Annotated in this window: 27 protein-coding genes; 9 read left to right on the forward strand and 18 right to left on the reverse strand. The window is 46.1% G+C overall.

Translation table 11 applies throughout. The features are described from left to right. Positions 1-83: 83 nt before the first annotated feature. The 3 genes from MHM89_RS15275 to MHM89_RS15285 form a co-directional block, all read right to left on the reverse strand. Positions 84-287: a hypothetical protein gene (locus MHM89_RS15275; protein WP_135924098.1), complete on the reverse strand. Its 204-nt coding sequence runs from the start codon at positions 285-287 to the stop codon at positions 84-86. Positions 288-366: 79 nt separating this feature from the next. Beyond that, positions 367-945: a recombinase family protein gene (locus MHM89_RS15280; protein WP_239409155.1), complete on the reverse strand. Its 579-nt coding sequence runs from the start codon at positions 943-945 to the stop codon at positions 367-369. Positions 946-1080: 135 nt separating this feature from the next. Then, positions 1081-1689, reverse strand: coding sequence for a hypothetical protein (locus tag MHM89_RS15285; protein WP_239409156.1), 609 nt, complete (start codon positions 1687-1689; stop codon positions 1081-1083). A 334-nt stretch (positions 1690-2023) separates the two neighbouring features. Between MHM89_RS15285 and MHM89_RS15290 the strand changes: the two genes are divergently transcribed. Next, positions 2024-2464, forward strand: a complete 441-nt coding sequence (locus tag MHM89_RS15290) for a hypothetical protein (RefSeq protein WP_239409157.1) — start codon at positions 2024-2026, stop codon at positions 2462-2464. Positions 2465-2660: 196 nt separating this feature from the next. On the opposite strand, the gene MHM89_RS15295 is transcribed toward MHM89_RS15290, so the two are convergent. Together MHM89_RS15295 and MHM89_RS15300 are read right to left on the reverse strand one after the other, a co-directional pair. Further along, positions 2661-3842 carry a response regulator gene (locus tag MHM89_RS15295; RefSeq protein WP_239409158.1) on the reverse strand — a complete coding sequence of 394 codons (1182 nt, stop codon included), beginning with the start codon at positions 3840-3842 and terminating at the stop codon, positions 2661-2663. Between the two features lie 56 nt (positions 3843-3898). Then, positions 3899-4834 carry a PDC sensor domain-containing protein gene (locus tag MHM89_RS15300; RefSeq protein WP_239409159.1) on the reverse strand — a complete coding sequence of 312 codons (936 nt, stop codon included), beginning with the start codon at positions 4832-4834 and terminating at the stop codon, positions 3899-3901. A gap of 249 nt (positions 4835-5083) precedes the next feature. Between MHM89_RS15300 and MHM89_RS15305 the strand changes: the two genes are divergently transcribed. The 4 genes from MHM89_RS15305 (at position 5084) to MHM89_RS15320 (ending at position 8136) form a co-directional block, all read left to right on the forward strand. Beyond that, positions 5084-5509: a hypothetical protein gene (locus MHM89_RS15305; protein WP_022945666.1), complete on the forward strand. Its 426-nt coding sequence runs from the start codon at positions 5084-5086 to the stop codon at positions 5507-5509. 160 nt (positions 5510-5669) lie between these two features. Beyond that, entirely contained in the window at positions 5670-6203 is a 534-nt protein-coding gene (locus tag MHM89_RS15310) for a porin family protein (RefSeq protein ID WP_239409160.1), read from the forward strand. Between the two features lie 144 nt (positions 6204-6347). Next, a complete protein-coding gene (locus tag MHM89_RS15315; RefSeq protein WP_045978143.1) occupies positions 6348-6860 on the forward strand; it encodes an outer membrane beta-barrel protein in 513 nt (170 codons plus the stop codon). 10 nt (positions 6861-6870) lie between these two features. Beyond that, a complete protein-coding gene (locus tag MHM89_RS15320; RefSeq protein WP_138588700.1) occupies positions 6871-8136 on the forward strand; it encodes a hypothetical protein in 1266 nt (421 codons plus the stop codon). A gap of 50 nt (positions 8137-8186) precedes the next feature. Here MHM89_RS15320 and MHM89_RS15325 read toward each other — a convergent pair whose 3' ends face one another. From MHM89_RS15325 to MHM89_RS15355, 7 genes are read right to left on the reverse strand one after another with little or no spacing between them, the layout of a single operon-like run. After that, on the reverse strand, positions 8187-8909 hold the full coding sequence (locus MHM89_RS15325; protein WP_239409161.1) for a Sir2 family NAD-dependent protein deacetylase: 723 nt from the start codon (positions 8907-8909) through the stop codon (positions 8187-8189). A 42-nt stretch (positions 8910-8951) separates the two neighbouring features. Next, positions 8952-10265, reverse strand: coding sequence for an ATP-binding protein (locus MHM89_RS15330; RefSeq protein ID WP_235419693.1), 1314 nt, complete (start codon positions 10263-10265; stop codon positions 8952-8954). Beyond that, entirely contained in the window at positions 10265-11590 is a 1326-nt protein-coding gene (locus MHM89_RS15335) for a sigma-54 dependent transcriptional regulator (RefSeq protein ID WP_152441464.1), read from the reverse strand. The genes MHM89_RS15330 and MHM89_RS15335 overlap by 1 nt, the downstream gene beginning before the upstream one ends. A 49-nt stretch (positions 11591-11639) precedes the next feature. After that, positions 11640-12845 carry an FtsX-like permease family protein gene (locus tag MHM89_RS15340; protein WP_239409162.1) on the reverse strand — a complete coding sequence of 402 codons (1206 nt, stop codon included), beginning with the start codon at positions 12843-12845 and terminating at the stop codon, positions 11640-11642. Between the two features lie 10 nt (positions 12846-12855). Then, positions 12856-14169, reverse strand: coding sequence for an ABC transporter permease (locus tag MHM89_RS15345; protein ID WP_239409254.1), 1314 nt, complete (start codon positions 14167-14169; stop codon positions 12856-12858). 2 nt (positions 14170-14171) lie between these two features. After that, positions 14172-14906 (reverse strand): ABC transporter ATP-binding protein, encoded by a 735-nt coding sequence (locus MHM89_RS15350; RefSeq protein ID WP_138547854.1) that lies wholly within the window; start codon positions 14904-14906, stop codon positions 14172-14174. Between the two features lie 24 nt (positions 14907-14930). Next, on the reverse strand, positions 14931-16190 hold the full coding sequence (locus MHM89_RS15355; protein ID WP_045978150.1) for an HlyD family efflux transporter periplasmic adaptor subunit: 1260 nt from the start codon (positions 16188-16190) through the stop codon (positions 14931-14933). A gap of 389 nt (positions 16191-16579) precedes the next feature. Between MHM89_RS15355 and MHM89_RS15360 the strand changes: the two genes are divergently transcribed. Both MHM89_RS15360 and MHM89_RS15365 read left to right on the forward strand, forming a co-directional pair. Continuing rightward, positions 16580-17770: a porin gene (locus tag MHM89_RS15360; RefSeq protein ID WP_045978151.1), complete on the forward strand. Its 1191-nt coding sequence runs from the start codon at positions 16580-16582 to the stop codon at positions 17768-17770. A 10-nt stretch (positions 17771-17780) separates the two neighbouring features. After that, positions 17781-18188, forward strand: coding sequence for a substrate-binding domain-containing protein (locus MHM89_RS15365; protein ID WP_045978152.1), 408 nt, complete (start codon positions 17781-17783; stop codon positions 18186-18188). A 175-nt stretch (positions 18189-18363) separates the two neighbouring features. Here MHM89_RS15365 and MHM89_RS15370 read toward each other — a convergent pair whose 3' ends face one another. The 5 genes from MHM89_RS15370 to MHM89_RS15390 form a co-directional block, all read right to left on the reverse strand. Next, positions 18364-18789: a hypothetical protein gene (locus MHM89_RS15370; protein WP_239409163.1), complete on the reverse strand. Its 426-nt coding sequence runs from the start codon at positions 18787-18789 to the stop codon at positions 18364-18366. Between the two features lie 133 nt (positions 18790-18922). Further along, positions 18923-19288, reverse strand: a complete 366-nt coding sequence (locus MHM89_RS15375) for a hypothetical protein (protein ID WP_239409164.1) — start codon at positions 19286-19288, stop codon at positions 18923-18925. 363 nt (positions 19289-19651) lie between these two features. Continuing rightward, positions 19652-20062 carry a hypothetical protein gene (locus tag MHM89_RS15380; RefSeq protein WP_239409165.1) on the reverse strand — a complete coding sequence of 137 codons (411 nt, stop codon included), beginning with the start codon at positions 20060-20062 and terminating at the stop codon, positions 19652-19654. Positions 20063-20531: 469 nt separating this feature from the next. After that, positions 20532-21425, reverse strand: coding sequence for an alpha/beta hydrolase (locus MHM89_RS15385; RefSeq protein ID WP_239409166.1), 894 nt, complete (start codon positions 21423-21425; stop codon positions 20532-20534). 292 nt (positions 21426-21717) lie between these two features. Next, positions 21718-23343 carry a HAMP domain-containing methyl-accepting chemotaxis protein gene (locus MHM89_RS15390; RefSeq protein WP_239409167.1) on the reverse strand — a complete coding sequence of 542 codons (1626 nt, stop codon included), beginning with the start codon at positions 23341-23343 and terminating at the stop codon, positions 21718-21720. A gap of 226 nt (positions 23344-23569) precedes the next feature. Here MHM89_RS15390 and MHM89_RS15395 point away from each other — a divergent pair, with 226 nt between their 5' ends. Together MHM89_RS15395 and MHM89_RS15400 are read left to right on the forward strand one after the other, a co-directional pair. Beyond that, the gene (locus tag MHM89_RS15395) at positions 23570-24649 is read left to right on the forward strand and encodes a porin (protein WP_022945684.1); all 1080 of its coding nucleotides are present in this window, start codon (positions 23570-23572) and stop codon (positions 24647-24649) included. Between the two features lie 15 nt (positions 24650-24664). Then, positions 24665-25069, forward strand: coding sequence for a phosphate ABC transporter substrate-binding protein (locus MHM89_RS15400; protein WP_022945685.1), 405 nt, complete (start codon positions 24665-24667; stop codon positions 25067-25069). Between the two features lie 69 nt (positions 25070-25138). On the opposite strand, the gene MHM89_RS15405 is transcribed toward MHM89_RS15400, so the two are convergent. Continuing rightward, positions 25139-25468 carry a Na+/H+ antiporter subunit G gene (locus tag MHM89_RS15405; protein ID WP_022945686.1) on the reverse strand — a complete coding sequence of 110 codons (330 nt, stop codon included), beginning with the start codon at positions 25466-25468 and terminating at the stop codon, positions 25139-25141. Between the last annotated feature and the right edge of the window lie 2 nt (positions 25469-25470).

A 25470-nucleotide genomic window follows, 5' to 3' on the forward strand; every position in this document is an offset into this window, starting at 1 on the left:
CACGTACAGCAGTGCTTCGGGACGACTTAGGGGGTTCTTTGGAGGGTCCTATAGGAACACTTTAAAATACAGACCCTCGGGGGCTATTCAGAAATACCGACCCAGCAGCCAAAATGGGAGATTATCGCGGGCTTCTTGTCGATTAACCATTCTACCGCTGTGTCTGCGTTCGTGGCGAACCACTTATCGACGTGACCGACGTGGGTCATGTTGTAGATCTCGCAGTCTTCAATGACGGTCTCGTCGCCTACTAAAATGTCTTGAACTAGGTGTGTTTGATCGATCATATTTCCGTACTCCTTAATCGAAAGTGCGGGAGCTTACGATGGATTTATGGCTTTGACAATGAAGCTCCCACGAGTGGGACTATTTCTGAGGTTGGTTCTCGCGCATCTCTTTGATTATCTTAAAGACTGATGTTTTACCAATGCCTGTCTCTCTGACGATTTGAGCGGGTTTAATTCCGTCTGAATACATTCTCTTTACCTTAGCCTTTTTCTCGTCGGAGAGTGGCGCTCTGCCCTTATAAACACCTTTAGCTTTCGCCTTAGCGATACCTTCGAGTTGCCTTTCTTTACGAAGGTTCGTTTCGAACTCCGCGAAGACACCTAGCATATCAAGGAATGCTTTTCCTGCGGCTGTCTTTGTGTCGACGGGTTGCTCTGTGGCTTCAAGGTGAATGCCTCGAGATTTAAGGTCGTGGACTATGTCCTGTAGGTCCTTAAGAGAGCGAGCTAGACGGTCGATTCTAGTAACGACAAGCGTATCACCTTCCCTTAAGACCTCGAGGACAAGGGATAACTCCGAACGGCCTTCTCGAGTTGTTCCCGAGGCATTTTCCTCAAAGATACGGTCGCACTTGGCTGCCTCTAAGGTTTCTCGTTGAATGCTGGTGGACTGGTCTAGGGTTGAGACTCGGGCATAGCCATAACGATGAACTGTCATTACACCTCCAATAGTTCACTTAGGGTCTAGAGGTCTGCATCCTACGATGGAGTTCATGGAAGATCAAGTCTAAACGAACTACTTTTCGGTTCATGCTAAAAGTTCGTTATGGGTATACCCTTAAGGAATGCTTGACTAGTAGTTATTCTTTTCTATATGCGTTTCGAACTTAGATCTAAATTTAGTAACGATATCAACGAGCTCTTGGAGCTTAAAAGCTCTATTTCTTATTTCCTCCGTTGTGTCTATATCATAAGGAATTCTATACCTCTTTACTTGAATTGCTGCAGCGATGATTTCATTTGATAACTCACTTATCTTTCTATCATTAGTAAGGCGTTGATACATAGCTGCCTTTCCTTTCAGCTCATTCAGCGCTAAGTCAAAGTGATTAGTGTCTTTCGCCTGTGCCTCATTAAACATTCCAATATGGTGCTTTATCTCAGTTATCGAAGGGTCCACAGCATACCTACAAAAATCATCTATCTTGACAACCTTTCTAACGTAGCTGTTCGCCAAAAATTGAACCTTTAAAGCTACCTCTATGACCTCTAACTTCCTATTGTAATAAATTTGCTTTTTCCAGATAAAAAGAGCCAAAGCTGCACAACCACCACCGACAATACCTCCCAAAGCGCCAAATAAGTAGATAGTGTCTTTGAATTGGGAGTCAACCGCGCTAAATAAGATTCCTCCAGCGAGCATCAGACATATACAAATTCCAAATATTTCAATGCTTTTCATAGACTTCCCTTGGTATAACGTAAGGAATTACATTAACACGGACTTCTTACTTAGAGAAATCTATCCCGTGTGGCGGAAGTTGCGGAGTGCTTTACCCATCGCTTCAGTTCCCAAATGGGGAGTTGAATCAAGAAAAACCCAGCTCGGGGAACCATTTCGGGGAACCAAGGCGAGCATAAAACCTTTATTTAAGACTATTAAAGGGCTTAAAGACAGCGTGAGGTAGCCTCCCCCCAGCTCCACCAATAACAACCCTGCGCTGTAAGGCGCGGGGTTTTTTATTGCCTAATACAAATCTCTTTGGAAAGAAAAGCTACTATTTAAAAGGACTTTCATGAACATACTTGCTCCTATACTAATAAGTTCAACACTAGCTGGCTTTGCTAGCCAAGCCATAGCCGTTGACAAGCAAGTACAAGCACACTTCGACACCACATCGGTGACTGAAGTTATCGCTAACCCACAGAAGTTTTCACGAAAATGTATTAGCTTAAAAGGCTTTTATTCACAGATAGGTCAGCCCTATTTATTCCTATCTCCTGCGCACGAAAGGATAAACGACACCGAGTCAGCCATCTCAGTGTTACTGGTAGAGCCGACGAACAACATCAATTTCATGGATAATTGCAGTGGCAATTGGCTAGAAGTAACAGGCACTTTAATCCCTACTGTACAGGACGTTACTTATCGACTCTCTTATCGTCTAGCAATTGATAAGGCTACCCGATTACCCGACTACGTTGATTGCTTTAGTGATACTAATGAAAATGAATGAAGTGCCGGCACCAACATTTTACTTTTGGCGTTCATTGGAGCGTATATGTAAGCAAAGTTTTTGAACAGGATAGAGAGCAAAAATAGATGAGCATCAGCTTTTCACCCATAATCATGTATTTTACGCGGCTTTAAACTTTCCAATTCAACTATAAAACAGGTATGAGCTAGTACAACTTATCACTATAAAAAAGCGCTCATTCTTTTAGCGCCAGACGGCGCTGCAGCTGGATAAGCGCCGCATCTAAGCTTTTCATGGTCAAAGGTTTTTCCAGCAGTACCTCAAAACCCGCGTCTTTTGCGCGCTGCTTAGTTACACTGCACAGCTGCTTAACCATTAATATCAAGGGCGTTTGCTGATTAGTGCCTTGGTTATGCTGAATTTGATAAGCGATGTTTATACCATCGGAGTCATCAAGGTTAATGTCCAGCACGATTAAATCAAATGCGTGTTGTTGTAATAGTTTCAATGCCTCGCGGCCATTAAGTACTTCAACCACCTGACACTGATAATGCGCTAAGCAGCGGGCGCTTAATTGCAACGACACCTCATCGTGATCCACCAGTAAAATATCATTGACTTTGGCATCTTTGACACAGGGCTGCACCGACTCGTTTGTCGCTTTCGACGTATCAACAGTGTCACCGCTTTGCTGACTGCTACAGTGCAAGCATTGCTCCAGAAGATCTAAAGCTTGCTGTTGTAAATGGAGCAGCATAGGCCGTAACTCATTGGAGCATAGCCGCGAAAGCAGTGCCTTTACCTCTTTAACATCAACCTGTTCGCCGTCATCACCCAAGTGCTGGGACTGGTCCATAATGTGCGCTTGTAATTCATTTATAGAGTGAGTAAATGCCTCTTTCAGCGCTTTTTTATGTCGCAGCCCTTCAAGCATTTGCTGCTCTACCTTAGCGCTCAGGTGAAGCTGCTGAAAATGGGCCTTTTTAGCTTGCTTCGACGCTGCCATCACACCTAGTTGGCGCATTAAGGTGGTTGCAACTAATATCGGCCGATGTACCTCGTAGAGCGGGCGCACCACCACGTAGTCATCAATAGCGTCGATGGCAAACGCATGATAGGCGTCCGCTTCGTCTTTACGAGCAATAAGGTAGGCAACCTTAAAGGTGGGCGGCGTGCGCTGCATTGGCTCTAAATGGGTGTAATAAAACTGCAGCGCGTCGGCAAAATGCTCAAAAGACATAAACACAACTACAGCGGGAGATTGGCTCACAGCAATCAGTAGTTGCTGCTTATCACTGGTAACCAAAATATGGTCAAAGTGTCTGCTAAGCACATCAATCGCATGCTGGTCGATGTCTTTATCTGGGGTGTAAAGAATCACCGTGTAGTGCTGATGATTCTTTAAGTTGTCATACATAGCTCACCGCTCCCAAGGCCCGCGTAAACGTTGCCACAAGTATAGTAGAGACGCCCTCAACTGCCTTTTTTAGCTCGCTGAGCTTGTATTAACAGCAGCTCTGCCTTAGCACCTAGATAAACATACACGCCTAGCCCTATCAGCAACCCCATCACACTCAGCATCATCAGCAGCGCGGCAGTGGTGTACTCTGTCTGCCCCAAAGAAGCCTTGAACATGGTCAATAACGCTTCAATGGAGATGGCAATAAGGATGGTGGAAATAAATCGCGTAATTGTTCGTCGCGTAGAACTGTGACGGAAGATATCTTTGTGCATTAAAATTTCTTCCTCGAGGATGGTTTTACCTAAGTCAAATACGGATAACGCTAAGGTAATAAAGATAATAATGCCAAAAGGCTGCAGCGGGTCGCTATCACCATTTAGGCTCAGCAATAAGTGCCAAATTTCCATGCTAACGGTGTACATAAGCACTAATACCAGTGTAAATAAGCTCATAACAATGACACTGTAGCCGGCTTTAAATACGCCACTAAAACGGCTTCGAGAACGGTCCCCCATCACATACTCCACCAGCTGAGCGAGGTGAATATCAACCACTACATAGCCTTTGTTATCGCTACCTTGTTGGCAAGGGGCCATCACCGACACACACAGGTTGCCGGTGGCTAAAGAGATGTAAGGTTCGCTGAGTGTAAATTGGCCCTGCTGCTGCGCCGTGAAGTAAGGCCGAGAGGCTCGGCTACATCCCTGCCCGTGCATGGTGTTCCCTTTGCTATCGATATTGGCACTCAGTTGTACTGCGCTACTATCAAGTAAATAACACAGCTCAGCAAAATGGTAATGTTGGCATAGCTTAGCAAAAGCAAGGTGTGGCTGGTTTTGCCACTGCGGGTGGGCTTGCAAAGACTGAATAAGTGCATCGAGTAAGGGTGTGATGACGCTATGATGCTCTTGATAGCGTTCAATCACGCTCAGATAACTAATGCCCATGTCGGTGCTCCTCAACCCCTTGCTTGGCAAAGACCGCCGCAGAATTAGTGCCAACTCTATTTTTCTTTTCGTGTTCAGTACCTTAAATTTTTATTCGCATAATCCGGTGCAGTCATTGCGCCATCAGTGCACAGCGCTGCTTCGAAATGGTGCACGGTCACAACTGCTCAGATAAAAGTAGCAAATTCATGCTCTATTTATATTTTTACCGCTATACTGAGCCCAGGTTTTGTCAAAGAGGAAGACACAATGAAGCAATTATTAGCTGTTATTACCGTTCTAGCCAGTGCCTTGGTACTGAGTGCTTGTGAAGATGCTAATGAAGCAAAAGAGCAAGCGAAAGACAGTGCGGTCGAAGCAAAAGAAGAGATCAGCCAAGCATGGGACTCTGCTGTTGCAGATGCTAAAGATCTTAGCGCGCAATTGCACGATGAGTCTTTCGGTGAGCAACTTGATGAGCTTGTTAACGAAACACAAGCACTTGTTGCCGTAGCCAGTGAAGAAGGTAAAACACATTTAGATAATTTAGTTGCCGATTCTAAAGATCTAGCCCAGCAAGCTTGGGAAGAGTCAAAAGAAGGTGCCGGTGAATTATCAGAAGAAACAAAAGAAAAGATTGAAGAGCTGAAAGAAAAAATTCGCGCTAAACGCGAAGAGTTAGAAGCGAATCAATAACAGCCACAGTTCAACATTGTGATGCACCAAAACCCAGCCTAGCGCTGGGTTTTTTATTGTTTGCTGTGTTAGCACCACAGAGTACATCCATTTACTTCGCTAAATCATTAAGTTAGGATTTTGCATACAATTTTTTGCTCACTACAACAGGGATAATGTTATGAATAAGCTCCTGTGTGCCTTGCTTGCCGCTACCTGCCTGAATGCCCATGCCGACAATCGTCCTTTTGAAAACCCAATGGACTTTTATCTTGGTAGCGATTATCAATTAATGGATTTAAAGACTGTCGGCACGCCCGGACAAGCAGATTTTAGCCACGTTAATTTACGCGGTGGTGTATTTATCTTTGAACAAATTGCTTTGGAGGCACAGCTGGGTGTCTACGACAATGATGACATGGTTGAGGGTACCACTTATGAGTTAAGCGCTAACCGCGCATTGTTTGTACGTTTACTCACCCCTCGCCATCGTGGTTTTGCCTTTGATTTAGGATTAGGCTATGCCCACACCGAAGTAGATTTAACTAATCAAGCACTTAACCAAAGTATCTCTGACGATGGCTTTGCCTATTCTGCACGCATTGACTACGCCGTGAACCCTAACTGGCATGTTGCGCTTGATTACACATCACGTGATTTGGGTAACGAAGTTGAGCTCGACAGCTACGGTTTAGGCGTGAGTTATCATTTTTAACCCCTTGTATAAAGGCCGCACTATCTTGCCTCGGGCGCTGCGTTCCTAGCATAGCCTGTTGGCGAAATTTAGGTTACATCTTGTTACCCACTTTAGATACAATTTTGATACACTGCTGTGGATCATCTCGAGAAGGAAGACACAATGAAAAAGCAACTGCTGTGCTTAGGCTTGGCGCTCGCGTGCAATTACGCTCACGCCAATGAATATTATATCGGTGCAGATTATCTGCAACTAAGCACCGATTTTGATGGCAATAGCGCCTCCCCCACGGTGAACAATATTAAGCTAGGTGCTGAACTTTACAATGGTATTTTCCTTGAGCTTCAAGGCGGAGTGAGTAGCAGCGACGACGATCTTCTAGGTGTCACCACGGACATCGACCAAAATTACAGCGCATTTTTTCGCTTTCGCTCACCGAATTACGATGGTTTTAGCGTCGATTTAGCCTTAGGTTATGCGCGTACCGAAGTGCTCTTCAGTGGCAAGCCCAGTGTCTATGATGGCTTAGAAGAATTCTCAGGCTTTGCTTGGGGAGGCAGAGTAAATTATGACCTTCCCTATAATTTTCGTATTAATGCCGATTACCAGCAGCGTTATAACAAAGACGATATCCTCATTGACGCGTGGGGCGTTGGTCTGAGTTATGTTTTTTAAGGATAAAGCAATGAATAAAACTCTATTGGCAAGCAGCCTGCTTTTAAGTTTAGGCATGCTCAGTGGCTGCAGTGACAATGACAATGCCAACAGCATTAACACCGCATTCGAGAAAGAGCGCCAAAGACAATCTGGTGAACTTATTGAAAGCATTTCCATTACTGGCGGTGGCATTCGTATTGAGCCTGGTGATGAGCTGCAACTCAAGGCCACTGGGGTGGACTCAAAAGGCGACTCTCGCGACATTACCAAAGAGGTGACATGGCAATCCTCACACCCTGATTTTGCGAGCATTAATGACGAGGGTAAAATCACCGCTAAAGCTCAAAGTGACACTGAACAAGGCCTAGTCACCTTCACTGCGACAACCATCAATGACGTTAGTGAAAGCATCGAAGTATCTATTAAAGACATTCAAGTAGCGAGCCTGACCTTGAGCGCAAACAGTGCCCGTGCTTATGCCTGTCAACCAAACACAATTACCACCGCCGTCACCTATGATGATGGGTATCAAGGTACCGTGGATAACAACAAGCTGACCTGGGAAGTGGCAGGCAGTGCCACGGCTTACATCAATGATTTTGGTGTTTTATATACCTCTGATAGCAGTGGTGATGATCTCCAAGTGCGCGCCTCCTACGCACAAGCAAACAGTAACCAGCTCAGTTTCACAACCGCGCCAACACAAATCACCAGCATTCGTTTTGTCGATAGCGACGAGCAGAGCTATGAGTCTTTAGACCTTGATTTAGGTGAGCGCGAAACCTTGCAAGTGCGTGGCACGCTTAACGAGCAAAGTGTTGATGTTACGCCGGGTGTGAATTGGGCTGAAAATAACAATGCTATCGCCTATATCGAAACAAACCCAAGATTCAGTGGCGCCGTATTGGCAACTGAAAAAGGGGATGGGTTGGTGTATGCGAGCTGCTCAGACTCTGTACAAGACTCCATCAGCCTGTCAGTCACTTCTGCGCAAGAAGGTGAGTTATCTGCTATTTTTATAAACGACAATAGCGAAACTATCAGCTTAAATGCAGGTGAAAGCACCGAAATACGTGTGTATGCAGATTACACTGGTTTTAGCGACAACATTAACGTCACTGATGCCAGTACGTGGATTATCAATAACAGCTTAGTCACCGCTACCTTAAATAAGCGCGCAAGTGACGAAGTGTATTTGAATGTCACTGCAAAGCCGGATGTCAGCGGTGATGCGCTCATGACATTCGGGTTTCTCGAACAAGAACAAAGCGTTATTTTTGAAATTAGCAACTAACTCCTAGTCGTTAACTAAAGGCGCCCAGTTGGGCGCTTTTTTATTACCTGCTAACCCATACGTTGCACATATTCCAACGCCGTCATGCGGTGATAAGTCACCTGTGCATGTGCTACTTGCACCGGTTCAGGGTCAACAACCTCAACATCAATGCCTCTGCTTCGGGCTATCTCCAATGCCATTTGCGTAATATTGACGCTGAACGAGGTACCAATAAACACGATTTCATCCGCTGATAGCATGCGTTGCTGAGCCTCGGTAATACCATATAGGTCGGTGTAATACTCATCAAAGAGCAGGACCAAAGGTTTGTAAGAGTGGTATAGCTGGGGCTTTTCACCGTCAATGGCAAAGGCCGCCAGCAACGAAGCATGGAGGTTCCCCTCATCAATGCTCTCCCAAGGCGCTGGGTGTGTCGTCACCGCCTCTCCTTGGTTATGAAATTCGGTCATTAAATCTAAGCGCCCGTGAATAGCGATATAATTGTTGTTCCCCGCCTTGGCATCTAAGCCATCAATATTTTGGGTGATCAGATTTTTATCGCTGAGCCAGTGATGCACATCATTCGGGCCATGATGGCGGTACGTAGCAAAACGATGATAATACCAGGCTAAAAACTCCTTGGGATTATGTTGGTACATGGCCCGAGTTGCCATTTCCATAGGGGTGTAGTGTGCGCTGCCGATGCGCCAGAACCCATCCTCACCACGAAAGGTGGGAATACCGCTGGCGGCGCTAACCCCAGCGCCGGTGATGTATAAAGTGTTACTCATGCTGATTTAACGTTCGCTTTTGTTTTTGCCTGGCACAACCGACTAAGCAAGGGGCAGGTGCACACGCACTACTAAGCCACCGTGGTGGCGATTGTGTAAACTGATGTCACCATGATGCGCCTCGCAAATTTCACGACACAGCGCTAAGCCTAGCCCTGACCCCGAACTTTTAGTGGAGTAAAAGGGCACCAACGCACTGGCCATCACGGCTTCTGACATACCTTTGCCGCGATCGCGAACCAGTATTTCCTGCTGCGCCTCGCTACAATTCACCTCAACACTGATATCTGCCTCTGGAGAGCCTGATTCATGGGCATTTTTGAGCAGGTTAATAAGCAATTGCTCAAGCTGAGTATCATCGCCATAGCCCTGCTCTGGCAATTCCCCAAGCAGTGTAAAAGCCCATTGCTGCGTAAGCCCTTGCATCATATTGTGCCAGCTGAAATGTTTCATCTGCGGTTGTGGTAATTTAGCGAACCGCCCATACCCTTGAACAAACTCACTGAGTTTACCGATTCGCTCGTCAATCGTTGTAAATACTCGCGCTAAACGGGTGTCTTCAATGCCTTGTGCCAACAACTGCCCAGAGTGCAACATGGATGATACCGGCGCGAGGGAGTTATTGAGTTCGTGGCTAATTACTCGGATCACCTTTTTCCACACCTGCACTTCTTGGCGTGAGATCTCCCGTGTCATGGGCTTAAGTATATACAAGGTATGAGCTTGATTGTTGAGCAAGAAGTGTCCGGTGGCTAAGTGCCATGTTTGCCGCTGCTCATGTTGCTGCTCAACACTAAATAAGCCCTCTTTCCCTGCCTGCAAAGCTTGCGCTAACCCGTTTGGCATGCGCGCAAACAATACCGATAATTGCTCACCCTCAACGCGTAAATCGGCAAACAACAAGCTCCTAGCACTGTGGTTACTGTACACCACCTGCTGTTTGTCATTCACTAATAACAGCGCTTGCGGCGAGCTATGCAGAACCTTATCGAGCATCAATTCTCGTTGGTATATCCATTGCCGCTCTTGATGTAATTTGCTCGCGGTTTCATTGTAAAGCCGACACAAATCGCCCAACTCATCATTTTTGTTATAAGCCAAAGAGGTGGAAAAATCCCCATCCTTAAAGTTCAACAACCCCGACTCTATAGCCTGGAGCCCTTTCACTCTGGGTGTGACCACATAATGTATAAACATGGCTTGCAGCGCGCCAAGCACGACGGCTAAGAGCAACGCCTGCAACACCGATAACAACCCTAGCAATACCCCAGCTACAACTGGCGCACAAACAAACAAGCTCAGCCATGAGCTCAGCTGCCAGGTAAGGCGACTGGTGGGTGAAGTTAACAGGGCCATTAGTATTCAATACCAAATTTCTGCATACGCCGATACAACGCTTGTCGCGATAAACCAAAATCCCGTGCCACTTTGGCCACCACGCCTTGATGTAGACGCATAGAGTGCTCAATGTCCTGTTTCGAGGGCTCATGTTTTTGCATCTGTGCTTGTTCAGCACTTTGCAAAGCAAAATCATCTGCCTGTAATTCACCTTGCGGCTTAAGCACCGCTATACGCTTACAGGCGTTTTCCAACTCGCGTACGTTTCCCGGCCAACTATGATGACGCAGCGCCTGCTCGGCATGAGGACTCAGCTCTCGTCCTGGCAAAAAGTGCGCAATTAAAGCTGGGATATCATCTTGGCGTTGGCACAAAGGTGGCACCGCTAATTCAATGACATTGAGACGATAATATAAGTCTTCGCGAAAGCGCCCTTGTTGAATATCACTGCGCAGGTCTGCATTGGTCGCAGAGATCACCCGCACCGAGACCTTACGGGTTTGCGTGGAGCCAACGCGTTCAAATTCACCACTTTGCAGCACACGCAACAATTTCATTTGCCCATCGAGTGATAGGTTACCTATTTCATCAAGGAACAAGGTGCCCCCATCAGCGGCTTCAAAGCGTCCTATGCGTGTGGTTTTGGCTCCGGTAAATGCGCCGGCTTCAGCGCCAAATAATTCTGCTTCAATTAAGTCGCTAGGCAGTGCCCCGGCATTCACTTTAATAAAGGGCTGTGCTTTGAGTACAGAGTTACGGTGCACAATCTCAGCGATGCCTTCTTTACCACTGCCATTCGCTCCCGTGATAAGCACAGGCACATCAGCATGGGCCACCTGCAACGCCATATCCACAACCCGCTGCATTGCAGCACTGGCAAATACCAACCCGGCTAAATCAGCGCCAGCATGAGCTTGGCTGCGCTCTTGGGCTTGGCGTTTAAAGGTTGCATTCTCACTGGCGGCTTCGCCCAGCGCGACAAGGTTTTCGATGGTCGTTAACAGCTTTTGGTCATCCCAAGGCTTACCAATGTAGTCGGCTGCGCCGGCTTTGACTAATTCCACTGCGGTACTGAGCTCGGTCCAAGCGGTGATCAAGACCACCGGAAGGTGTGGGTTGATTTCTCGTAACTGATAAAACAGCGCTCTGCCCTCCTCACCTGAGGTGGTATCAGCACTGAAGTTCATATCCTGTAAAACTAAAGCAATACGTTGATAGCGAACGATATGCAGCGCCTCGGTGGGCGTTTCACAGACCACGGGATGATAACCATGAATCTCCAGTAGCAGCGACAATGCTTCCAACACTGCGGTGTTATCGTCAACGATGAGTATCTTTTTCATATTATCCATAATGTGGCGGCGCACCTATCGGCGCCGCTTGTTATTGTAATTATATAGACCGTGTAGCGATGCTGGGTTCGATATTGGCGGCTCGCTGAGCCGGCGCCCAAGCGGCAATCAAACTCATTATGAGCATAAAAGTGGCACTCGCCAAGACAAAAGTCCACGATAGACTGGGCAAAGAAAAGACCGTCATAAGCTGCTGCCCTAATAACATTGCCAGGCCTGCTCCAAGAACAATACCGACACTGGCAACCAATGCATTCTCGACCAAGAAGTAACGAACAATGGCCGAGCGTCTTGCACCTAAGGCGCGACGCGTACCGATTTGTTTAGTGCGTTTGGAGATATTAAACAGCGTTAAGCCAAAAATACCTAGCGCAGTAACCAGTACTAGGACCACAATTAACACGATCAGCATACGCATGACCAGCCTATCACGCGCCATATAAGCGGCTTTGCTTTCATCTAATCCCTCAATACGATAGATCACACGCTGAGATTCGTTGTTAAGTAACAGCTCTTCGATTTGTGCCATTACCTGTGCACGCTTATGGGGCTCGGTGCGGACTATGAACTCGGCTCGCGAGTCGGCATAATTAAACGGGAAGAAGATCACATTGGCCGGGCGACTATCATCAAGCCACGGGCCTTTAATGGTATCGATAACCCCGATTATTTTCAGTGCGCCTTGCCCTTGATAAACGGTTTTCCCAAGCGCTGACTCATCAGGAAACATCTCCTCGGCCAAATCTTTGGTGACAATGGCTGTGGTTGGCAAATTGTCGCGATTATCACTGTGCACGACTTCATCAGCACGGAAGTTACGCCCAGCAATCAAGGTGGCACCTAGAGTATTAAGGGCGCTGTCGCTGGTAAGCTGATACGCTGCACGCACACCACGGCCCATCTCTGGCGGTGGCGAAGTGTGCATACTGCTCGAGTCACCACTGCCGGACAGTGGCACCCAGTTAGTCATCGCCACATCAACCACACCATCGAGAGAGCGGATCGCCTGTTCATCCAAGGCGTATTGCTGAACCAGGTTGATATCAGGGTCAAAGTTATTCACTCGAAAACTAAAAATAGCCGACTCGTCATAGCCAGTAGGTTGATTCAAATAGGCGAGACGGTCGCTTATCATAAACGCCGCGTTACTGACGATAGCCAAGGTGATGGCTACCTGTACCAGTAGTAACACAGCACCAATTTTTGAGCGCAGTAATGCGTTTATCATGGGTTTTAATTCTGACATGCTCTAGCTCCTACTGCGTTTTCAGATAATAAGCGGGGTTGGTTCGACACACCTGCCAAGCCGGTAACAAGCCAGCGACGACACACGCGATAATGGCAATGACTGGCGCACTGATAAGCATGAACGCGTCCATGGTAGCCAAGTCACTGTAGGCGCTGTAACTTTCTCGCACGCCCCAGAGGCTCAACTGTGCCAGAAAAATACCGAGCACACCGCCTAAGCTGCCAAGCAAGGCAACCTCGACCAAATGCTGCATAAATACTTGTGTTTTGCTCGCCCCCAAGGCTCGGCGCACACCCACTTCCGGTGCCCTACGCATAAACTTAGCGAGCAGTAGACCGAGGATATTCGCCAAGCAAACAGCCAAGAACATAAAGCTTAATAACACTAAAATTTTATTGTCTTCGCTGACGACCTTGTTGTACGTCATCCACTGATTAACATCGCGCAAGGAAAACTTCGGATGCTCTCGCGTGAACCGCCCCAGTTGCTTTTGCTGGTCGATATAATTGCGCAAATAGTCGCTGTATTGCTGCTTTTGCTCATCATTATCGAGCTCGACCCAATATTGCAGCCAATAAATCTCCGAATTCAATTTATCTTGATAGCTTTTGATCTCTTCGCGTTTCCAACCGTTGGAGTTCCCCCATGAGGGCAATTCCAGCTCACGAATTAAAGAGAACGGCACAAAAATGCGTTCTGGCTTGCGAAACGCGCCATTATTCAAATCGTAAAATTTGATATGACGGGTGACTGGCGCAACAACTCCCACCACTTCAAACACATGATTGTCGAGGTATAAGGTTTTTCCCACTGGACTTTGCTGGCCGTAAAGTTCTTCGCTCAAGCTACGCTCAATGACCACCTGTTTCATTGCGTCTTTGTCCGCCTGCTCGCGCCATGCTCCACCATGCACAAACTGGGCGTTAAACATGCTGAAAAAGTCGCGACTCGTCGCTCTTGCCCCCATCAGTTGTGGCTTGGTACGCGCATCTCCAAGATGTACGGCAAAACCTGTGCGCAACATCGGCGCTTGCGCTTTCGCTGCACGGTCTTGGTATAGATTTTCTGCATCTGGGAAAGACAGTTGATAAGGCAAATCATCGCTGGTCCACCAGCCGTCGCCATCGTCCATTGACTGCAATTGCACGGCAAACAGTTGTTTACTTTTTGCCGGAATAGGGTCGGCGCTCATCATGTGATACACCGATAAAGTCGTCATCGTTACACCAATGCCAATGGCGATAGCCAACACCATCAAGGTGCTCACCATGGGGGTACGCTTGAGCGAGCGCCAACTTAAATCAATATAGTGCCAAAACATCATTAGCCCCCTACAGCCTGTTGAGCAATATCGCCGGCACTGCTTGCGCTACTAGGTCGGCCTTGATACAGACTAAAATCAGCAAGTTGGCCATCGACGACCTGAATATTGCGCGGCGCTCGGCGTGCCAACTCCGGATCATGAGTAACCATGACAATGGTCGCCCCTTCACGGTTAATATCTTCAAGAATTTCCATGACCTGACGCGCCATTAAACTATCGAGGTTTCCGGTTGGTTCATCGGCAAGTAGAAAGCGCGGTTCGCCGGCCAACGCCCGAGCGATCGCGACACGCTGTTGTTGTCCCCCAGAGAGCTGTTGTGGCAGGTGTTTGGCGCGAGCACCGAGGCCTACCAGCTCAAGACATCGCTCAATGCGCTTTTTACGCTCTGCGGCTTTGATACCGCGATATCGCAATGGCACTTCCACATTTTCATACAAGTTCAAATCTGGGATAAGGTTAAATCCTTGGAAAATAAAGCCAATTTTTTGGTTTCGTAAATCAGCTCGTTGATTGTCGTTCAAACCACCCACATCCACACCGTCGAGCTGATACTGACCGCTAGAGAATGGCTCTAACATCCCGGCAATGTTTAAAAACGTGGTTTTACCGCTGCCGCTCGGCCCAGTGACAGCGATAAATTCACCCTGCTCAACATTAAGGTTGAAATCCCGTAGGGCGTGGGTTTGCACCATATCCGTTTGGTATACCTTGTTGATATTATTCATTTTAATCATTTTTATATCCTTTTATATAAGCGCTTAACGCAGCAATACACGTTGCGCTTGGTTAAATACATCGTAACTGGACACCACGAGTTCATCGCCTTGCTGTGCCCCTGCGGTGAGCTCGACCGCCGCCATACTGCTCGCCCCTGTTTGAATTTGAATTCGTTCAGCCACGTCGCCATTGACGCGATAGGCCACAAAGCCGCCTTGATTCATAAATGCCCCACGGCGCACCATCAATACATCTTCACGGTTTTCTAGAAGAATGCGTGCCGAAATCCGTTGGTTTTGACGAATGCGCAAGCCCTCACGCTGGGTAAAACGCACTCGGGCGCTCACTTGGCGATCTTTCACTTCAGGAGAGATAGACACCAGCTCCCCCATCAGCTGCTCAGAGCCAATACTGAGTTCGACCTCAAGGCCTAAGCCAAGCTCATTGGCATAGCTTTCAGGTACCTGTAATTCGGCCTCAAAAGCGCTTAAATCAACCAACGTCATCAGTGCCTGGCTCGGAGCCACAGCTGCTTGCTGTTGAACAAAGTGGTTACCCACAACCCCGCTGACCGGCGCGACAATCGCTAACTCGCGCACTTTGCGACTGATGTCATCAACAACAAGCTGCTGCCTGGTGACATCGCTGTGTGCTGACTTTAATTCGAATGCTAAGGTGTCTTCGCCAATTTGTACTTCTTGCTGAGCATGTTTATAGGCCAATTTGGCACGCGCTAATTCATCTTGTGCCTGTTCCATATCAATTTGGCTGATAAGATTGTCTTTAATAGAGATAAGCGCTCGACGATGCTCACGTTTAGCCGCATCTAAAGTCACTTTGGCCATATCCAGCGTGCGCATAAGTGCGAGTTTATCGCGGCGCACCTGTAATTCTTTGCGCGAAAGCTCATCTTCTAAACGCTGAAGCTCAGACTGCTGTTGTTTTAAGTTGTTGGCCAGCTCGGGGCTTTTAACTCGCGCCACGACCTGCCCCACGGCAATGGTATCGCCGGGGTTGACCAGCAGTTCCACATAGCCCTGCGTTGGGCTATATACTTGCGGGGCATTGGCCGCGACGATAAACCCTGTGGTAGCGATATCGCGAACCAGGTTGCCCCGCTCGACGGTGGCAATTTTGACACTCTCACGGGCAATGGAGTGGCTGGTATTAGACTGGGGACTAGCAAAGGTATAGAGCGCTGCAGCGATGACTAATACGCTGATAAGACCAATCAACAAGGGTTTGTATGAGCGCTGGCGCTCTTTCACAACAGTGTCCTGTGCTTGGGTATCGCGGATCATGACTGCGCCTCCCCGACCAACAGGCAGTTACTGTGTAACCAGGTGCTGATAAGTGCCGCCGCAAGCACCAATAATGGAGAGGTAAAAAAAACAAATAAAGTTAATAGCATAACAACTTCCCTTAGTACGTATGAGTACAGGGTTACGAAAACCATGCCAACTTAGAAATAAAGATTAACTTGTTGTTTTTCATAAACTTTTAATATAGCTCTTGAGAATCTAAGGTGTCCGCGGACAATAAAAGTGTCCGCAGCGGACACTTTCTTCACTTCATTAGCAATACGCTTGCCTTGAACTACTGCTTAAGTATCAGTCACCTACCTTGTTAACTAGGTATTTTATTCTATGCTCAAAAGGCACCCTTAATCGGTAACAGTAAGGAAATCAACATGAAGAAAACGTTACTAGGGCTGTCTATTGCAGCCGCACTGGTTAGCTTGCCCAGCTTTGCTGAGGTAAGAATAAATGGTTTCGCCTCTATTGTCGGTGGTCAAACTCTGGATGATGACGATACGCTCTATGGATATGATAACGACTTTAATATGGAGCAAGAGAGCAAGTTCGCCTTGCAGGTGTCGGCCGATTTACAAGAGCGCCTAAGCGCCACCGCACAGGTTATTGCGCGTGGAGAGAACGACTTTGATGCTGAGTTTGAATGGGCCTATCTCACCTACGAGATATCTGACAATTCACAGCTTAGCGCCGGGAAAATGCGTATTCCTTTTTATCGCTATTCAGACTTTTTAGATGTGGGTTACGCCTATCGTTGGGTGCGCCCGCCAAAATCGGTGTATAACCTCAACTTTTCCACTTATGAAGGGTTAAGCTATTTATATAACAGCAATATTGGCGAATGGGATAGCAGCATCCAGCTGATGTATGGCTCGGTGAATGAAGATATAGCAGCAGTTACCGAGAGCGATAATGTCGAAATCAATGATGCATTTGGCTTCAATTGGACACTATCAAAAGACTGGTTTACTGCGCGAGCGGCATACATTCTCAGCGAGGTTTCTATTGATGTAAGTAACAGTGCACAGTTAAGTGCATTGTTTAGTGGCCTTTCAGGCTATGGACTCAATGAGCAACGCCAAGACTTAGCTGTTGAAGAGGATGACTCTTACTTCGCCGGCATTGGTTTTGGTATTGATTACAATAACTTTTTATTTGACGCTGAATATACCCAGTATGAAATTGAGGATAGCTTCTTAGCAAAACAGAGTCAGTACTATGCCTCGGTGGGTTATCGTATCGATGACTGGACAGTGCATTTTACCTATGAAAACAACGACGACGAAAATGACAGTTCCGAGTTGAACACGATACCCGCACAGATTCAAACACCTAACGGCCCTATCAATGTGTCGACTAACCCGAGTGACCCAAATGCGCCGTTGCTGCGAGATGTAACTAACTTTGCCTTACTCTCTCAGCGGGCAGAATCCAATACCTACACTATAGGCGCACGCTATAATTTCCATCCATCGGCGGCATTTAAAATTGATGTGAGTCGATTCGAAGACGATATTACCAATACCGAAGTAGATCTTGTATCTATGGGTGTAGACTTAGTGTTCTAAGGGGAAAAACATGTTAAAAAAAGTAGCAGCAGTTTCGCTTTTAGTATTCGCGCAAGGGGTGTGGGCTGATATTGCCGTAGTCGTTCATCCCAGTAATGGTGCAAGTCTAGATCAAAATGCGATCAAGAAGCTTTATCTCGGTAAATCTAAGTCTTTCCCTGATGGCAATAGCGCCACGGCGGTGAATCAAGATGGCACACCCGCCTTTGATGAGTTTAACGATAAGGTGGTAGGCAAATCGAGTTCACAACTTAACGCCTACTGGTCTAAGCTGGTGTTCACAGGTAAAGGAACACCACCGGACAAGTTAGCGAACGATCAAGCGGTGATTGACTTTGTGGCAGCCAACCCTGGGGCAATAGGGTACGTTAGTGCCGCAAGTGCCAGCGACAAGGTGAAAGTGGTCGCCACCTTCTAAATTAAATAAACCTAAACCGAGCCTGCCAGATTGGATAGGTTGAACCTAGTCCAATCTGGCAGTGTTTTAAGTGTCTATGGCGAGTGCTAAGGCCTAAGTAACAGAATAAAACTATGTAGGGTGAGCTCATCACACTACTTTTTATTTCCGGTGAATTGCTTCCCACGTGCAAGCACTAATAATGCCTGCAATGTGATTTTGGCAAATTTTGAACAGTATCAATAGAGTAAACAAACTTTAATAAATAAGCTTCATCATCTTGTAAAGGCGAATAACAAGTCGTTTTAATTTCCCCCGTGCTGTCACCATATATAACTTCGTATGGATAACTGCTAACACATACACTTTCTAGTTCACCCAAACCTGCATTGCCCTCAAAAATATCCTGTTGAGCTAAACGAAAAAGTTGCAATTTTTCACTTGTAGTAAGCGATAAAACAACTTCTATACTATCTTGGCCTTCCAAACACAATAAACGTTTAAAGACTCCACTACGAGTATCGTAAGAGTCTGTTCCTATTCTAAACGATGAAAACTCGGCATCATTGACTAGAGAAGCTGAACTCAATAAAGAAGTTATCAAAATTAGGAATATTCTCACGGCCACCCTGCTCCTAAATCACAAAGCTAGCGGATATTGAACTAGTGGCATCATCGCGAAGCACGGTTGCATTACTGCACCTGCGACCGAAGTGAGTGGGATAAACTCTTTATTATTTGAACTTGCCGCAACATCAACCTTTGTCATGCCCCAAATCCATATAAGCAATTAGGTAACCGTATTGTTTATCGGTGAGCTGCCCTTTTTTGTACATTGACTTCGCTAGGTCAAAACTCCAGTTTTGACCTGTCGGTGGTGCGGGAATAGATAGGTTTAGATTTAGCAGATTCGTATTGACGACTGTATTTCCAAGTTGAGCAGCCTGTTTGGCACAGTAACTTAGAATGTACTCTACTGCGTATTTGTCTACACTGGGTTGCCACGTGTATTCAGTTTCGCACCCGTACTTCGTTTCGCCTTCCGGGGTGACATATTCCAACCTGCCTGTCGTGCAACCAATGAGCAAAAAAATAGCAAGTGCAGAAATTAAAAACTTCATTTTAATTCAAATATCCCTGTCCACATAACGCCCAATTAGTAAGTGAGCCAAAGCTGGCGGGCGAATTACGCAGCAATTGGCGGGACAGCTTTAAACGAATCTTAATTCAATTGCTTGTTAAATTGCGTAAAGCTATTGCCTCAATAAGCTTAGGTAGATGATTTGCGTACCTAACAATAAACTGTAGGTGGTCTTTATATAGGTCTAATTTTTCCTTATAAAAACCACCTGCAATAATTGGCTTACCCGAAGGTAACATCAATGAACTCATTGTCGTTATCGATGCGTGGCTATAACCATTATAAAAATTCTTTGCTTGCTTGAGCCACTCACTCCCTTCTACCAATCCTAAAGTACTAGCATTTAATAAAACATTATCGACAGCTCTATGAGCCTTTGTATTACTCTTACCTTGTTCATAGGCTTTGTAAAGTTGATTGGTTTTGCTTTTTTTCCTTTATCAATTACTACGTTGCTCTCTGCACTAAGCAGTATAGCTAAACATATAGATTCATTGGAAATTCTCATTGTATTCCCAGAGGCATTAATATGCCCTTCAATCAAAAGCCTTGTTGCTGTAACAACAGACTCTATAGTCATAAATGTGAATTCCTGAACCCATTTATATTTTTGCTTTTCAGGCTCACTAAAATATTGCTCAAAACAAGATTCAATGTGTTCAAGCTGAGAAGTAATCACGGTTATTTCTGAATCGAATATTGAGCAGAACTCTGCTACTGAACGATCAGTTACTAAAATATTGCGGATATTCAAAAACCCCATTAACTATTTAAAAACTTATTAGCGAGACCTTGCAAGATAAAAGACCAAGCGCCTATAGACACGCGAGTATTATTGAAAAAATTATCGTGAATCAAACATTAAAGTAAATAGTGCCGCAGAGCAAAAGGAATGCAATGCGTTATTGACTGCGACACAGTAGGAGTCGATAACAAGTTTTAGGAGGGTTCTTTTGACTGAGGAAATGTCCTTACCAGCATTTAAAAGGCACTCCAAGACTCGCTAGCAAGTGAATATCTGCTTTTCGCCCGGTCAATGTTAAGTTCAATGATTTTTGGCTGCTGTCAAAAGCGACCATTCATTTCGTGAGCCTCAAAAGTCGGCCAAGCGCCATTAGAGATTAATAATGCTCTGCGCTGCGCTGCAACTTGCTGTCGCATTTGAGCCGTTATTTAGCCATGAGATTGGGTTTTTCCAACTTCGCCAAAACACGAATAGCGGGTTAATTGGAGGCATATTTTTGCTCTATCCAATGTATTGCAATAGCGAGAGGCTCTGCTTTGTTCGTATCGTGCCCAAGCGATGGAAGTAAGACATAGTCAAAAGGCTTGCCTTGAGCTTTTAGTTCATTCAATTGCTCCACACACATTTTGACTGGGACCTGTATATCCTGCTCTCCAAAGAGCCAAAGCCCTGGTATTGATAGAGAGTCTAGATAAACTTTCGGATCCGTTGCATTGAACTCATATTTATCAGGGTCGTTTAGGGTATGTTCACGGGCCTCTTCATAGCTCTGTGTTTGCCAAAAATCTTCTCTTCCATTTGTGTAGAACTGGAACCTCAGTTGCTCCAAAGTCGTGATAGTTGGGCTACTAAAGAGAACCATAAACTCTACCGATTGATTATTGAGTGCGGCAATTGGAATAATCCAGCCAGCTTGGCTGGCACCTAGCAGGCCAATGGATAAACTATTGTCATATTCACGAACCACATCTACCGCAGCACTGGCATCTTTGGCAAGCAACGTTAAATTATCAACACTGATATTATTAGTTCCAACTTGAGGCCCAACGTAAACCCCACCAGACTCACCCACCCCACGCTTGTCATAGGTCAAAACCAACAAGTTATGCTTGGCCAATGACTCAGCTAGCTTTGACATACGTGGAACAGGGTCTGAGCCGTGTACTAGAACGACCGCTGCTTGTGGGTTTTTAGGAATAAATATGCTCCCTGATAGTGGCACCCCTTCGCTGGCAAACACGATCTCTTCAACAGTGATAAGGTCACGCGAGTGCGCGCTTTCTTCGCCAAGAGCATGGCTTAGATTTCTGCTGTTTGTTGCACAACCTGACGCAAAAATGAGTAAACCTAAAAGATATCCAACGTTTTTCACTTTTTATCCTTAATGGAATTGAATTAATCTTTACAGAGCAAACTTGGTGCCAAATAAAAGTGATTTAATTTCAGGTGGTTAAAAACTCTGCTCTCAGCTGGATTAGTCTAAATGATCGCTAATTGGATGTTTTAACCATTTATTGACTATCCTCATGGATTGCTCAATGCTGGTAAATTCACCCGTTTTGAGTGTTTCTTTTCGCTATGAGGATAGCAATGCGCGACGACACCTCAGTAAAGGCCTAAAAAAGGGCGCTATTTAGTAGCGCCCTTACTCACCCTTGATTCACTTACTCCACTTTAAATTTGGCAGTGGCGTCCAACAGGTTGTCAGATAGATAGTGTAGGTTTTTAGCGACATCGCGCACTTCACTGAGCGCTTGCATCGTATCTTCAAAGGAGCGGTGCATTGAGGTGACATTATCAACGACCATAGTGGCCACAGAGGTTTGCTCCTCAGTGGCGGCGGCAATTTGCCCATTCATGGTGTTAATAGATAAAATCTGTTCGGAGATTTGCTCAATCGATTGCCCTGTTTGCTCGGCAGCTTGAGCATTATTACTGGCCATATCCCGCGCTGAGGTCATTGCTTTAACGGCGTCATTGGCTGCTTCAGTTAACACGGTAAGCAATTCGCGAATTTCATTGGTGGATTTGGCGGTACGTGAGGCCAGCTCTCGAACCTCATCGGCGACCACCGCAAAGCCTCGACCTTGCTCGCCAGCACGGGCGGCCTCGATTGCTGCGTTCAATGCCAATAAGTTGGTTTGCTCTGCAATTGAGGTAATCACATTGAGAATCTGGGTCACATTCTGGGTATCATCCGCCAACTTATTAATAGTGCCTGCGGCGCGGTTGATTTCCTCACTCAAGGTTTGTGATTCACTCACGGATACGCGGATTTGGTCTTTGCTTTGTGCCACCTCTTGCTCGGCAAGTTGCGCTGCGTCGGATGCTTGCGAAGCAGAATGAGAAATATCGCCCACACTCTGGCGCATCTCTTCCATCGACTGGCGGACAATTTCTGCATCACTGGTTTGCTGGTTGGTCGCAGACTCTGCTTTTTCCATGCCTTGCACCAAGCGTGTAGAGTTCTCCATCAGCGGTTCAACCACATTCATCACTTCAACCACCGCTTTTTTTAGCAGAGCAATAAATTCATTGAAGTTGATGGAGACTTGGCCAATTTCATCATGAGAACGCACATTGAGCGTGGTCGACAACGACCCCTGCCCCTGTGCCAACAAATGCAAATTTTGCGCGGCATCTTTTGCCGAGTTACCTATACCTCGGGCGATCACCACCGCAAGTAGCACCACAAAAATCACAGAGACCACAGCGACAATTAACATGGTTGTCATTGCCGTGCCTGAGCGGCTTTCAGTTTCGTTTATCAGCTGTAAAAACCGCGCATTGGCACGCTCTTCGGCATTGTTAAAGTCAGTCGTGAGGGAATTGAAAATGTCGGTTTTCTGCTTTGCGTTTTGTTGAATTTTACTAAAGTCCGCCGTGCCATCGATCATCCCCTTGGCGATGCTAGCGGCTATGTTTTTATAATCTTGTAGCCGCTTAGTGGTGTTCGCAGGCATAAAACCGCCTTGAATACTATTTAGCTTTTCTAAATTATCCGTGATGGTTTGATAGACCTCTTCGGCCTTATCCAGCAACTCTGCATCACCAAAGGTAACTGCCTGGGTATAAAGCTCATCAACGCTGTTCAGCGCAGTGGCGTTTTCTGCGGTGATGTTGAGCAAGTTGTAGGTGGAAGTCTCAAGCTCGTTGAGTGATTGCTGATTTGAGCTCATGGCGGAATAGTTGACTAACACAATCACCACAAAAGCCACCACCGCGACGCAAGTAATCGCGTGGATTTTTTTAGTAATGCTTAGGTTTGCGAACGAGAAACCCGTATTCATAGTGTACACCTCAGAAAGTAATGCTTATTAGGTATCGGCCAGCTACCTCTAAGTGTTAACCAAATTTAAGAAAATTCTAACTTTTTTTGCTTTTTCTCTCATTTTTATTGGTTCATGCAAAAAACGTTATGGCCGTGGTTGCCTGCTGAATATACAACAAAAAATTTACAAACCTTATATTTGTCTATACTCAAGAAGCACTAAGCACACAACTTAGGAAACAGGTATGAAACTCAAACTATCGTTAATTGCAGTGGCGTTGTCGTTCAGCTCGCAAAGTTTTGCGGATGTCAACGTATCGGGCTTTGTCAGCATAAATGCTGGTAAAGTACTCAGTGGTGATGGTGTTCCACAATATGGTGTAGAGCCGACTTTTTTAGCCGACTACCCCATTGTTAGTGCTTACACCGATGAAATATCTTTCGAACCCGAGTCGCTATTCGGCCTTCAAGTGAGTGCCGACTTGATGGATGGTCTTAGCGCAACAGGGCAAATAGTGGCTCGCGGTGCTAATGATTTTGATGCTGAGTTCGAGTGGGCCTACTTATCCTATGAGCTCAATGAGAATTGGACTTTGCAAGGGGGTAAGAAGCGCCTACCGCTATTCTACTACTCGGACTTCTATGATGTTGGTTATGCCTATGTATGGATGCGGCCTCCTGCCGATAATTACACCTGGCAAATATTCAATTACAACGGTCTTAACTTGCTATACAACGGCTATGTTGGTGATTGGTCCATCAGCGGTAATATTTATGGCGGCCGTGAAGACGATGAGAGCAACAAGCTGCTAAGCGAATTTTTCTTCCAAGAGCCAACCAGAGAAATATGGAAAGATATCATTGGCGGCGTAATTCAAGCGAGTAACGACTGGTTTGAAATACGGGCTACACACATGCGTTATACCAATGAGCGTTATCGCAGTGGCAATATCGTTGTTTGGGAAGATGGGGATACCGAACGCGACGGTAAGTTCTATGGTCTCGCCTTGAACCTCGACTTTGGCGACGCCTTTGTATTAACAGAGCTTAACCGCCTCGATCTCGATGGCAACCTCGATACCTACATGGTCAGCGCGGGCTATCGCTTTGATGGCATCACCCCCTATGTGAGTTACTCTGAATTTGATCAAGAAGGCGATGGCGATACCGAGCAGCACAACACCACATCGGTGGGTGTAAGGTGGGACTTCCACCCGTCCGCTGCATTTAAAGTGCAATTCGATAAAGTTGAAGATGATTCTTTTGACTTAGCGGTTGCGGGTGACAGTGAGTCGATCACCATCGGTGTTGACGCGGTATTCTAAATGAGGAGCACAATTATGTATAAGATCGCATTTTTGTTCACGCTATTGAGCTCATCAGTCGCTCTGGCTGATGTGGCCGTTATCGTTCACCCCAGTAATGGCAGTGATATCAATAAAGACACGGTGGAGCGCATCTTTATTGGCAAAGAGAAATCGTTCTCCAATGGCAATAAAGCAATTCCCATTAGCCAAGCCAGCGGAGCCACCGCCGATGAATTTAACCAAAAAGCACTGAATAAGTCCTCGGGACAACTTAAGGCTTATTGGTCAAAGCTCGTGTTTACAGGAAAAGGCACACCGCCTAAAGAGGTAGATAACGATGCTGAAGTGATTCAGTTAGTCAGCTCAAACCCCGATACTATCGGCTTTGTTGATGCTGGCAGCGTCACAGATGCTGTTAAAGTGGTCACCACTTTCTAACGGATATTCTAAGCGGTAGATATAACAACGGGGCGTTTTTCGCCCCGTTTTCATTGCTCATATTGTTACTTAGTCGTCTTCTATTTTATCCAACCCTTTGGTATCTTCTCGCGCTTTTAAATCGTGGTGAATGGCCGATTTGATAAGCATATAACCTGTGATGGGGGCAGTGATCAGCAAAAATATAGAAATAAGAATCTCTTTGATGTTCACTTCACCATTAGTAACACTAAAGTAAACATTGGCGGCAATAAGTAGCGATGCCATCCCTAAGGTGGTGGCCTTCGTTGGGCCATGTAAACGCATAAAGAAATCCGGCATTTTTACCAGACCAATAGAACCAATTAAAATAAACGCGCCGCCTGCCAGTAAGAACGCGGCAATTATCCACTCAAACATAC

The organism is Pseudoalteromonas sp. CNC9-20 (assembly GCF_022347875.1).
GTDB lineage: Bacteria > Pseudomonadota > Gammaproteobacteria > Enterobacterales > Alteromonadaceae > Pseudoalteromonas > Pseudoalteromonas ruthenica.

What these genes read in the sequence shown, in the direction of transcription:
- MHM89_RS15275 (WP_135924098.1), bottom strand. Translation starts at nt 287, where the DNA reads ATGATCGATCAAACACACCTAGTTCAAGACATTTTAGTAGGCGACGAG.
- MHM89_RS15280 (WP_239409155.1), bottom strand. Translation starts at nt 945, where the DNA reads ATGACAGTTCATCGTTATGGCTATGCCCGAGTCTCAACCCTAGACCAG.
- MHM89_RS15285 (WP_239409156.1), bottom strand. Translation starts at nt 1,689, where the DNA reads ATGAAAAGCATTGAAATATTTGGAATTTGTATATGTCTGATGCTCGCT.
- MHM89_RS15290 (WP_239409157.1), top strand. Translation starts at nt 2,024, where the DNA reads ATGAACATACTTGCTCCTATACTAATAAGTTCAACACTAGCTGGCTTT.
- MHM89_RS15295 (WP_239409158.1), bottom strand. Translation starts at nt 3,842, where the DNA reads ATGTATGACAACTTAAAGAATCATCAGCACTACACGGTGATTCTTTAC.
- MHM89_RS15300 (WP_239409159.1), bottom strand. Translation starts at nt 4,834, where the DNA reads ATGGGCATTAGTTATCTGAGCGTGATTGAACGCTATCAAGAGCATCAT.
- MHM89_RS15305 (WP_022945666.1), top strand. Translation starts at nt 5,084, where the DNA reads ATGAAGCAATTATTAGCTGTTATTACCGTTCTAGCCAGTGCCTTGGTA.
- MHM89_RS15310 (WP_239409160.1), top strand. Translation starts at nt 5,670, where the DNA reads ATGAATAAGCTCCTGTGTGCCTTGCTTGCCGCTACCTGCCTGAATGCC.
- MHM89_RS15315 (WP_045978143.1), top strand. Translation starts at nt 6,348, where the DNA reads ATGAAAAAGCAACTGCTGTGCTTAGGCTTGGCGCTCGCGTGCAATTAC.
- MHM89_RS15320 (WP_138588700.1), top strand. Translation starts at nt 6,871, where the DNA reads ATGAATAAAACTCTATTGGCAAGCAGCCTGCTTTTAAGTTTAGGCATG.
- MHM89_RS15325 (WP_239409161.1), bottom strand. Translation starts at nt 8,909, where the DNA reads ATGAGTAACACTTTATACATCACCGGCGCTGGGGTTAGCGCCGCCAGC.
- MHM89_RS15330 (WP_235419693.1), bottom strand. Translation starts at nt 10,265, where the DNA reads ATGGCCCTGTTAACTTCACCCACCAGTCGCCTTACCTGGCAGCTGAGC.
- MHM89_RS15335 (WP_152441464.1), bottom strand. Translation starts at nt 11,590, where the DNA reads ATGAAAAAGATACTCATCGTTGACGATAACACCGCAGTGTTGGAAGCA.
- MHM89_RS15340 (WP_239409162.1), bottom strand. Translation starts at nt 12,845, where the DNA reads ATGTCAGAATTAAAACCCATGATAAACGCATTACTGCGCTCAAAAATT.
- MHM89_RS15345 (WP_239409254.1), bottom strand. Translation starts at nt 14,169, where the DNA reads ATGTTTTGGCACTATATTGATTTAAGTTGGCGCTCGCTCAAGCGTACC.
- MHM89_RS15350 (WP_138547854.1), bottom strand. Translation starts at nt 14,906, where the DNA reads ATGATTAAAATGAATAATATCAACAAGGTATACCAAACGGATATGGTG.
- MHM89_RS15355 (WP_045978150.1), bottom strand. Translation starts at nt 16,190, where the DNA reads ATGATCCGCGATACCCAAGCACAGGACACTGTTGTGAAAGAGCGCCAG.
- MHM89_RS15360 (WP_045978151.1), top strand. Translation starts at nt 16,580, where the DNA reads ATGAAGAAAACGTTACTAGGGCTGTCTATTGCAGCCGCACTGGTTAGC.
- MHM89_RS15365 (WP_045978152.1), top strand. Translation starts at nt 17,781, where the DNA reads ATGTTAAAAAAAGTAGCAGCAGTTTCGCTTTTAGTATTCGCGCAAGGG.
- MHM89_RS15375 (WP_239409164.1), bottom strand. Translation starts at nt 19,288, where the DNA reads ATGAAGTTTTTAATTTCTGCACTTGCTATTTTTTTGCTCATTGGTTGC.
- MHM89_RS15390 (WP_239409167.1), bottom strand. Translation starts at nt 23,343, where the DNA reads ATGAATACGGGTTTCTCGTTCGCAAACCTAAGCATTACTAAAAAAATC.
- MHM89_RS15395 (WP_022945684.1), top strand. Translation starts at nt 23,570, where the DNA reads ATGAAACTCAAACTATCGTTAATTGCAGTGGCGTTGTCGTTCAGCTCG.
- MHM89_RS15400 (WP_022945685.1), top strand. Translation starts at nt 24,665, where the DNA reads ATGTATAAGATCGCATTTTTGTTCACGCTATTGAGCTCATCAGTCGCT.
- MHM89_RS15405 (WP_022945686.1), bottom strand. Translation starts at nt 25,468, where the DNA reads ATGTTTGAGTGGATAATTGCCGCGTTCTTACTGGCAGGCGGCGCGTTT.